Here is a 9,986-nt window from a genome sequence, read left to right as displayed (position 1 = left end):
AATGAACCTAATCTCTCTGCTTTATAAGTTGCTGGGTACCAATTAGGTGCCTTCGTGAAGGCTTGAGCCGTATGCAGTGAAAGTTGCACGTACGGTTCTTAGGAGGGCGACACTTGGTAACAGGTGTCGTCTATCCGACAATTATGAGTTAGAGCATTGCTTTCTCTTTAGCAAGTGTCGAAGTTAAAACAAGCCTACTCTATAAGTTGGTAAAATAGAGCCACCTCTCTTTCTGATGAACTTTTGGAGGGTAGCAAACTAAGTATCAGTTCATTTTTAATATAATACAGCCACTAAAGATCAAACATTTAGTGCTGAATCCAAAAACATTTCAAATAAGCCACTCTGCGTAAATTAGTGAATATTTCCGCTTGGTATTTAGTGTCTTTAGTTCTTTCTTCGCTTAGGTTGACCTAAATATTACTGACAGAGGTTCAAAAGTAAAATACTAAAAGCAAGGCGCGAGACCCATTTCCCTTTCTGAGCGTTTGGTTATACTGTATATCCGTATCGTAGTTTATTTACTGTTTTCTTTATTAATAAACGACCTAGAATTGAATTCATGTAGTTGCGAGGTGAATCACCATTTAGCTCTATTGAAGGGTTATCTAGCCAGTAGTTGAAACTGTCAATATTATCAAAATACTCAACACCAAATTGTGCTAACCTTGCTATATCGAGTACATTTTCGCTAAGGTGCTTGTTTAATCGTTTAGATTTGTTTCGCATTAAAAAATGCACAGTTATATCTAAATTCTCTGCGATAAGCTTTTTATCCCAATGCAACGTTTCAGCAAGCGCTAAAACACCTGCTTTGGTAACACCATTATGAATAAAATCAATTTCGGAAAGTGGATCTGAAGACTTCGTAACTTTCTCTTCGGACACGATAGATAGAAAGTCAAATCTATTTTCAGCTCTTTGAAGGACATTCATCTAGAACTCACTTACGTAAAAATTGACTAAAGAATTTCATAAGTCTGCCTTTTCGGCAGTTCATTGTTATCAGCTGTGATTGCTAACTTCCCGGCCTTTTCTCAGCTGCCTACTCGGCAGTACACCTTTATCTTCCCAGATCCAAAACCCTGACTGATTTCTCAGCTGCCTACTCGGCAGTACACTATAAACAATAGTAATAATTCCTATTTATGCCAAATACTTACTTAACTTTTTTAGAATTTACCTTCTTTCTAGATAAATATCTTAGCCCTCTGATTTTCAGACAATTCACTTAACTGAAAAATTAAAAGGGGATTAAATTTGGAACTGTTCCTTGGAATTCTTGGTTAGTAGCAAAGCCATAATTGTTAAAGTGATTATGCATGGGTTCAGCTTTTTCAATTTTTTGTATATGAAGTATAAAATTATTCCCGTTTCCTTTGCTTGATACAGGTATTGAGTGAAAGTGACCAATGTCCTTTGCCTCAAATTTATATTCAGGAGTGTAAACTTCGCCTCTCGCTTCAGCTCGCTTTTTAGCGCGTTTTAACCGCCTTTGCTTTTCACCAACAAAGACTTTAGCTATTGATTGGTTGCGAACAAACATTACATCACTTTGGTTTATTGGTACTTCGAGTATTTTTGATAAGTAAAATAACTTGTCATGAGCCATCATCTCAAAATAGCTTTGCTGAGATAAGTTGGTTAATTGCTTTTTATCTGTCGATACAAACGAAATTTGCTCGCCTATGTTTTGATCGTTCCATTTAGGAAAACACACACCTATATTACTAATTTCACGTGAACTCATAAACCCATGCAAAATGCCAATGCAACGGCCTGCAAGAAGGCTTACATCACAATTTTTGGGTAAATAGGTAATGGTAAAATAATAGCGCTTCAAACTTTGCTCCTTTGGAACAAGCCACCTTTAATCAACACTGCCGCAATAAAGTGAACTGCATCTGATTCTTCACTCTGCTCTAAACCATGCTTTTCCATGTGTTTAATATGCAAAGCAATGTGCGGGAGTAATGAATAAAAGTCTGAATGGCTCTTAGGTGTTCTGTGTGCAACTAATATTTGCTTATCTGCGCCATACTCGTGAGTTCGTAAAGGTTTGTAACCTTCCTCATACCAATCATCGATAGTTTGAATCGCAGCCCCTACTTTTTGTGAGTTTAAACTTGCTGCTTTTTTTTCACCCACTTGAGTATATGCAAGTTGCTTAGATGACATGCCTTGTTCAACAGAATCTACAAACTTTTGACTAGGATGAACCTCTTGGCTAAATGCATTTTTAATTTTTGCGGTTATATCTAAATAACAATAATTTTGAGGGTTGCTAAGCCCTTCTCGAATAGCTTCTGACAATGTTATTAGTGCCGTTTGATTATGTTGCCAATTGCCTTGCCATTTTAGCTTTTGTGCACCTTCAACGATGATCGGTGCTGCATGTTCAGTAAGTACCTCAATATCAACATTCGGTGATTGACGATTGCGCCAAAGCCAGTTGCCCATCAGTATATTTTTAGCGTAACGAGTAGCAACTTCATTAAGACCATTGTATTTTTTGTAGGTTTCAAAAAAGCGTTTTAACCAATAAATAACTTTAGAGTCATCACAAACATGTGGCTCAGTGCTATTAGCCTCAACCCTGAGTGAAAAACGGCAAAATAGCTCATTTACTGTTGGAGGCACGTAGCACACATCAATTGTTTGTGGGTTCCCAAAAGCAAGATCTTGTGGCGCTAAATTTTTAGCCTCATTTTGCTTTTGATACGCATCACCAAACCCTGACTTTTGCCCAACTAATTTATTTTGCTCTATTTGCAGCGGTTCAAAATCAGACTCTGGTGTTTTATAAAAAAACACCGCTTTACTGGGTGAGAGCGAACGCGTGTAACTTAAGTGCCGAGGTAATTGCATTACTCATACTCAAACTTAGACTTTTTCATAAGCATAGACTCTTTTTGAACATCCATAACCCAAAATGCGTCATGAAAGAACTGCTTAGCGCCTGCGTATTTTACTGATGTATTGCTAACACACTCCAAAAGCCCAATTACGGGCTCTGCATAACAATGATATTCATGTAATGTTGCATCTCGCTTTACGGGTTCTTCAAGCGCAGCAAAGCCAATTGCAGCAGGTCTTAAATTAAAGTTCCCATTAAGGGCATCTATCAATTGTTCAAAACTTTTGACTACTTTTTTTGAAGGGTACAACCAACTGCCATTTGACGGTTTTGCCTTTAAATCTTTAAACAGCTCACTAGGCTTAGTATATAAACGGCACCAGTCTATATTTTGATATAACGAAGGTGGATGCATAGCCCCGCCCGCATACGTAGATGGTAGTGCGGGCTTTATAAGCTGGCTATTTAACTTATTAAGTATCTCTTCATTTGGTACGAAAAGCCTAAATACTAAATCGAGTGTTATGTCACATTTAGGTTTATCGATAATTCCTGATCTTATTACATGACTACGCCCTGCAACTTGTTTTAACTTGCTTGGCTCAGGTAATGGTTTACCTGTATGTAATTGATAGTTTTCAATGTAAATGGCACTGCCAATACACTTAATCGAAGGGTCTATAAAGTTTTTTAGCTTACGCTCAAGGTTATGGGCAAGCCCATTTAAAGCAGTAAGTGACGGCATACCTTGAATATACGGATTAGCCATTGCCTCAGCATCAAACACTCGCATATCTTGGCAATGTACATACACTATCTGCTTATCATTTAATGTTTCTTCTTCAGCTGCACAGTGAGTGAATACATAGTTTAATTGCGCTTTAAACAGCCCCATTAAGTTAGGGTGATACGCAAAGCGTTTAAATTTGCTCAAAGAACTGAGGCTTTCATTTAATATGTTACTAAATTGGCTAATACAGTTAGTAATACTCTGATCTAAGTAATACTTTGCCCACTCAGGGTAAGCTTGGTTTTGCGCGATATTTTTAGCTTCAAGAATGTTATCAAGCCATAACTGCAAGCTAACACGTACTTGCCTAATAGCCGCTACTCGCGCTAATCGTTTTTGCCTTAACGTATTAAACTGTTTAATGCCTACCAACACCAAAAGCGCCTGTTGAAATTGACTGCTTAATAGCGCACGAATTTTAAATGTTTTCTCAATATCATTATTGACTACTTTAGAGCGGTTAATAGCTTTTGAATTTGTTTTAGGAAAGTAGCGCAACACTCTTATATTCCCGCCAACTGAGCTTGCTAAATCGCCTACATTGGCTGGCCTTGAGTGCTCAACTAATCCAGAGTTTAATTTACGCTCTTCTGTAGTGAGTTGCTGAATTTTAGATAGCATTGCGTGACTTACTACAGGCGTAACCGCAAGGTAGCATTGCAGATATGGCATTTGTAATTGTATTGAAAAAGAGCTTACTTCCAATGGGAGCTCTGCCACAGGCAATTGTTGTTTTATTTTACCCACGATGTCTAAAACCGCCTTTTTTGTGTACCCGTATGCTCTGATTAAATTAATCCAAACAGGCTCTTCAGCTATTAATAACTTTGCTAAACAAGTCACTTCACCTTGCCAAATAAATGAGGTTAAAAATAGCTTTGCATGATTAATTTCAGCACTGTTGTGCGACCAGCCAAAACTTAAAGATAATGACCGGCTACAAATACCCGCAATATCTTCACTAGCCACTTCACTAATTAAACGTTGATGGCTTACTCGTATATCGGGGTATTTTAAATTATGAGTATGAAACCATTTAACCTCGTTAATGCACTTACTAAGTAGCACTTCATCACGTAATACACTTTTAGCGGCTCTTACACTTGTTAAATCATCAATTTCACTTCGCTTATAAACTAGGTTAATGAGCACAGTCAGCACTTGTTCTTCAAGGCCATCTACCGCAACATGAGGTGTATATGGTGCAAACAATTTTCTAAGTGTTGTGGTTTTTTCTTTTAGTGATTCAATTGCAAATGCATCTTGTAAGTTCATAAATTACCACGGCGCTATAAATTGTTTTTTTGTTTGAGGTTTTTCAGCTGCAAATGCTTGCTGTAGTTCAATAACTTGGCGTAGATAAAAAACATGGCTATCAGCTCTGAGCTGTTCGTGCTTTTTTTGTGGATAAGCACAGTTTAAAAAGCCTTCTTGATGAAGCCTGTAAACCTGCTCTTTAGTGGTGTTTAACAATACTGCGGCATCAAAAGTACAAAGCAATAAGTCTGCTATATTTGGATGTTTAGCTTTAGGATTACTATCAACTAATCCGACAAAGTAATTAATAATCTCATCAAGTACTTTGTTTTTACGGTTACTTGTTGCAGCAATTTGACCATCACGGATCACATTACCATAGACAGAGTTAAACTTAGTTTTATTAAAAGGGTTAAGTTGTTTGAGCCGCGCATTATTTGTGAGTAAATCTAATTCAGCGGTAAAGCCATCAGGCCAAGTACTAAAGTAATCAACAAAAACACAGTTAAAGTCTGCACCGCATACATCAAGTTGCTTAACCTTTGCAAACCACGATATCAACCCCACTATTTTATCGCCGTTATTACTTGCAAGCGCAGATGCAATTTTAAAGTCTGCATCGGTTAACTGTTCACTATTGGTTAGTTTACAACCACAACTACACTCTAAAAACGCCTCAGAAGCTCTGTAATCAATTAAGTGATGGCCTTCCTTACAACGTGTAGTTAATTGAGTTTTATGCTTATGACACGCTTTATAGGGCTTTAAATGCCAATAAAAAGGAATATATGAAGATTCAGCTAAGCACTCAATGCAAACAGGTATGTTATCAGTACGAAGTAGTTCAAGAGGAATAGTCAGTTCATTACGGCTTACTGCTGCTAGGTTGCCAAATTTAAAGTTGCTGCGCCGACATGCAAGCTCAAGAATGTCACCAGCATTAACATCTGCTAATTGGGCTACTACCTTGAGCGCTCTTATTCTAAAGCTACTTGCTTGTCTAGCATGATAAACATCAACCTTGTTTAGCTCTAACGGCAATGCACCTTCGAGCTCATGATCTTGCTCTACAAGCCATTGCCATAAAATATCAGCAAGCTCACTATAGCCATCGTATGAGTTATCCCTAGCAAGCCTTAGCAAATAGCTTTCAAGCGCTTCATCAAAATAAGGTTTTGTTTGAACTAAAAATTGCATCGCCAACCTAAACTAAGAAAATCTTAGTTTAGGTTTAGGTTAGCTTTTACTGTCAGTCAAACTTTTATCGTTTATTCTTAACTTTTTTCTCAAAGCCTGTAGTACAAAGCCTAGCTAACAGTACAAATAGTGTTTTGGAAACAAACTTTAATGCTTGTTTAAATTGATCATCAAGATTAGAAAGTTGATTGCTATCAATAGAGCCATGTACAATTTTAGATCTTAAACTGTACATTGCCTTAAAGGTCTTCTTTGCAGCCTCATCATTTAAAATTTTGGTTCCGTAACCCTTGAAAACAATATTGTCTAAAAATTCATACAGCTTTTCACTAAATTTAATAGATTTACATGTCTCACATTCTTCCGTCTTTATAAAAGCGCCACACATTGTTTCTATTGCAGAACACAAACTGATTACCTTAGTTAGCTTGTTAGAGCTTTCTACAGCTTCATTAAAGTGCATTAATGCTATGGCAGCACGTAACCCGATAGTTCCTTTAGAAAACTCTTGTGAAGTGAGCGACTCGATAATTTGTGAAAAGTTATGATCCTCAATTTCATCTACCAAAAAAGGAATTCCAGACAATTTACAGCTGAAATCGAAACACGGTAACGCTTCCCTTGACGTAACAATAAATGAATTATTATTTCGCGTTCCCAACCCTGCTTCATGCAAGTTTTCAAAAATAACCTGCTTGAAACCAGAATGATTCATATTTATAGCAAATATTCTTATTAGTCCTTTGAAACATGTTAATGAGAACTTGTGCCAATCAGCGAACTTATCTACCCCAAGTCGATGAAAATTTGGAATAACTAAAAACTTATTAATTAGATTTTTCTCAAAATAGTCTTCATTAAGTTCTGGGTATATGTCCGTGCTAATTACTTTAACTAACTCTGAGTCCGGCTTGTAATCACCAAACGCTGAATGAATTGGTATTAATGCAAATTGAGGAGATTCAGATTGTAAGCGCTGTAGCGCAGTGTTAACCAGCCTTTTTAATTTACCTGCATATTTGACCCTATTCTCATGCTCAAAAGTGCTCTTTTCCCTACATTGCACTAAGGTCTGATGGATAACATATTCAATCTCTTGTTGGCTCAAACTAGGAAATTCAGTCTCAAATACCTTAGCAGCGACTTTTAAATCATTACAGCAATTTGGATCGTTAGCACTTGTACTTAAATCCATCTCGTTTAAATTAACTAACGCATTCTGTTGCTGTGTGTTCATAGATCACTGTTCTTGCATGAATTCTTGTAACTTTCGCTCTAGTTGAAGAGTATCTAACTTACCCAACTCCAAAATAAGTTCAGCGAGAATATCTTCTTCACAATAGAAATAAGCAACTGGCACATCTAGTTCTTTAGCTATGCGTTTCATGGTTAAAAAGTCAGGGGCATGTTTGCCTTTTTCATATTGGTTCATGCGAGCACTAGCCGTGTTTGGCTCCATTCCTAATGCCATACCTAGCTGTTGCTGAGTAAGGCCTGCTGCTTTTCTTGCAGATTTTAGGCGTGAAGGTGTTGGAGTTTCCATATGAACCTTAGCTGTAAATTATATCTTGCTAAGATTCTCTTAGTATCAAACCCATAAGTGTACTAAGGATATTTTAGTTTTACCTGAATTTATACTTAAATCTCACTTTTTCATTTTTCTTCTTTAAAAAATGCTTGGGATCTAGCAATCTATGCCTATCATAAAAAATTGTAGCCTTCTCATATGGAACTTGTTTGTATATACATTGATGAATATAAAGGTATCAAAGATCTCTTCGTTAACCTGAATCAAAGCTTCATCTGTGATTTCAATAGGCCTCACATTCGTGTAAAAAAACAGCATTGTAAATTTAAAGAAAAATATTATCGTGGACAAAATATAAAACTAATAATAGGTAAAAATGGGGCAGGTAAAACATCAATCTTAGAGTTCATTGAAGGGGCTTTTAGTGAAATTGTAGGAATTGGTACAGCTGTTTTTTGGAATGACGTTGACTCGAAGTATTATGTAAAAAACAACTCTTTATCAGAAGTTTTCCTTAATGGCAGCCCTATTAATGAGTATGAGCCAAACAATAGAACCAGCCTACTTTTTATAACCAATCTTTTTGACTTAAATAAATTTGCTTTTGATGAACGCAGTAAAGAAAAAAAGAATGTACTAAAGTTATCTTCAAATAAATTTCTTGAGAAAAGAGTAGCAAAGAAAAAAATTCTTATGGCTGAGGTTGCTAGGGAATTAAAGTATGCTGAATATATCAACTATCAACAAAAAGTAGTTGGAACACCTTTATCATTTAGGTTCCACATTTACCCCTCAAGTAAAAATTACCTTGAACAAGCAGTAAATAAGCTAACTAGTGATAACGTTTCTACATTAATGAAAAATCGAGATTTCTATCATTTAGTAATTGAGGAAACTAAAAATAGCCAAGAAAATGTCTTGTCAAATAATGAGGTAAAATTCTCGATAAATAATATTTCTAGAGAGCACCTAATAACTGGGACGGTAATAAAAAAATCTTTAACCAAGTACATGTCATTAGGAACAAAGTATGAGATGCACAGCGATGATGCATTTTGGCATATATACAACCATTTGATAAGTGATTTCTTAAAAAAAGCCTCTTTAAAAATAAGTGGGCCAAGTGATAGGGCGTGGTTTTATATAAATATCATTTTCCAAGCTTCACATTCAAATGTGAAAGTACCTGAGATTATTAAGCATCATATTGATGAAAATAACCTACTCGATAATAGTGAAGCTGTTGAAGATGTAGTTTATGAGTCCGAAAATTTTAGAAATGAACTAGAAGAAATGACTCAATTATTACTAGATAACGATGTAAATATTAACTTTGATAGCAAATACATTACTTTCGATCTTAAGGATAGCCAACTAATAGCCGACATCTCTGAAAAATTTAACAAACTAAATTATTTTACCGCAGATAACTTTACATATGGTTGGTACGCTCTTAGCTCAGGTGAAGAAGCTAGATTAAAGCTACAATCTCGTATTTTCTCTGGCATCGACCAGCTAATTTCACAAGGCTATTCAAATATCCAATTACTTATAGATGAAATAGATGCTTACCTTCATCCTGAATGGCAAAGAAAGATAGTCAGTGAAGTTATTGATATACTTAACCATTTCGAAAATAAAAACAGATTTAATCGGGCAAATATAAACACCATCTTAACTACACATTCCCCAATTATACTAAGTGATTTCTTACCCGATGATATAGTTTCCATTAATAAGATTGATAACAAAATAACTCAAGAGAAATCAAACGGCTTCGGGACTAGGATTAACGATTTGTACCTTAACGGTATGCACTTAGACTCTACATTTGGTGAAATATCAAGAAACGAAATACTACGATTTTATCAAGAATTAAAGCAGGGGGAATTATCTAACTATAGTAAATACCTTATAAATCTCATTCCTGATGAAAAAGTGAAAGCATATTTTATGGACGAAAATGATAAAAATAAATGAAATTACTGATGATAATTTTCTAGCTCGTTATAAGAAGCAAGTTATATCAAAGTCTCTATTGCCTAAATTTAAAAAGTATTTCAATACAGTTGATTTAGAGCATAAAAATAAAATTGAAGCACTTTTTTCAGAAGAGAGTTTAATTGAATTAACTTTCTGCGGCGCTTCAGAGTTATGTCGAATTATTGATAAAATTTATAAACAAGTACCCAGCCTAGCTGAGTTTTATTGCCCAGAGGCCTTGTTGATCAAATGCAGCTCTCTAATAAACTCACTTAACTTACTGATATTTAGGCAGACCAAGGGTGTTGATCTTATTTAGCGCCTTCACTTTGATCATCGCTTCAACCAGTTGGCGATTGTAATCACGCGCATTT

The 9,986-nt window shown here is 35.8% G+C and carries 8 protein-coding genes; 1 reads left to right on the top strand and 7 read right to left on the bottom strand.

What is annotated here, in order from left to right:
- Positions 1-492 precede the first annotated feature (492 nt).
- From JIG41_RS11610 to JIG41_RS11580, 7 genes are all read right to left on the bottom strand, one after another.
- Positions 493-936, bottom strand: a complete 444-nt coding sequence (locus JIG41_RS11610) for an MbcA/ParS/Xre antitoxin family protein (protein ID WP_062566912.1) — start codon at positions 934-936, stop codon at positions 493-495.
- Between the two features lie 307 nt (positions 937-1,243).
- Positions 1,244-1,843: a type I-F CRISPR-associated endoribonuclease Cas6/Csy4 gene (cas6f, locus tag JIG41_RS11605; RefSeq protein WP_199524775.1), complete on the bottom strand. Its 600-nt coding sequence runs from the start codon at positions 1,841-1,843 to the stop codon at positions 1,244-1,246.
- Positions 1,840-2,868, bottom strand: a complete 1,029-nt coding sequence (gene csy3, locus JIG41_RS11600) for a type I-F CRISPR-associated protein Csy3 (protein ID WP_199524774.1) — start codon at positions 2,866-2,868, stop codon at positions 1,840-1,842. Before csy3 ends, cas6f begins: the two co-directional genes overlap by 4 nt.
- A complete protein-coding gene (locus JIG41_RS11595; RefSeq protein ID WP_199524773.1) occupies positions 2,868-4,922 on the bottom strand; it encodes a type I-F CRISPR-associated protein Csy2 in 2,055 nt (684 codons plus the stop codon). The genes csy3 and JIG41_RS11595 overlap by 1 nt, the downstream gene beginning before the upstream one ends.
- A 3-nt stretch (positions 4,923-4,925) precedes the next feature.
- Positions 4,926-6,101 (bottom strand): TniQ family protein, encoded by a 1,176-nt coding sequence (locus tag JIG41_RS11590; protein ID WP_199524772.1) that lies wholly within the window; start codon positions 6,099-6,101, stop codon positions 4,926-4,928.
- 64 nt (positions 6,102-6,165) lie between these two features.
- On the bottom strand, positions 6,166-7,338 hold the full coding sequence (locus JIG41_RS11585; protein ID WP_199524771.1) for a HEPN domain-containing protein: 1,173 nt from the start codon (positions 7,336-7,338) through the stop codon (positions 6,166-6,168).
- A 3-nt stretch (positions 7,339-7,341) separates the two neighbouring features.
- On the bottom strand, positions 7,342-7,644 hold the full coding sequence (locus tag JIG41_RS11580; RefSeq protein ID WP_199524770.1) for a helix-turn-helix domain-containing protein: 303 nt from the start codon (positions 7,642-7,644) through the stop codon (positions 7,342-7,344).
- 183 nt (positions 7,645-7,827) lie between these two features.
- On the opposite strand from JIG41_RS11580, the gene JIG41_RS11575 reads away from it, so the two are divergent.
- On the top strand, positions 7,828-9,609 hold the full coding sequence (locus tag JIG41_RS11575) for an AAA family ATPase (protein WP_199524769.1): 1,782 nt from the start codon (positions 7,828-7,830) through the stop codon (positions 9,607-9,609).
- Positions 9,610-9,986 lie beyond the last annotated feature (377 nt).

Origin of the sequence: Pseudoalteromonas sp. bablab_jr011, assembly GCF_016464045.1 — a bacterium.
GTDB classification, from domain to species: Bacteria; Pseudomonadota; Gammaproteobacteria; order Enterobacterales; family Alteromonadaceae; genus Pseudoalteromonas; species Pseudoalteromonas lipolytica.
The sequence above is the reverse complement of the archived record's forward strand: the minus strand, read 5'-3'. Positions and strand labels throughout refer to the sequence as shown.